This is a genomic window from Enterobacter sp. J49, assembly GCF_002148625.1.
Taxonomy (GTDB): domain Bacteria; phylum Pseudomonadota; class Gammaproteobacteria; order Enterobacterales; family Enterobacteriaceae; genus Enterobacter; species Enterobacter ludwigii.
Genome location: NZ_MWPY01000049.1, coordinates 1 through 335, shown reverse-complemented (window position 1 = coordinate 335; position 335 = coordinate 1). Strand labels below are relative to the sequence as shown.

Annotated in this window: 1 pseudogene; it reads left to right on the top strand. The window is 65.1% G+C overall.

Features of this window, described 5'->3' with window-relative positions:
• A pseudogene (locus BJP35_RS24050) lies at positions 1–233 on the top strand (tRNA (guanosine(18)-2'-O)-methyltransferase TrmH); the annotation flags it as partial.
• Positions 234–335: the final 102 nt, after the last annotated feature.

Here is a 335-nt window from a genome sequence, read left to right as displayed (position 1 = left end):
CGCTGATCCTGTATGAAGCGCAGCGCCAGCGGCAGAACGCCGGCCTGTATCGCCGCGACAACAGCATGCTGGATGAAGAAGAGCAGCAGCGTCTGCTGTTCGAAGGCGGTTACCCGGTGCTGGCCAACGTGGCCAAGCGCAAAGGGCTGCCACGCCCGCAGATTGACGAGCAGGGCCAGGTGGTCGCCAGCGCCGAATGGTGGGCGGCCATGCAGGCGACGGTGCGCAAATGAAAGGCCGCCTGCTGGATGCTGTCCCACTCACCACGCTTTCCGGGGTTGGCGCCAGCCAGGCGGGCAAACTGGCCAAGCTTGGCCTCGAGACCATTCAGGATC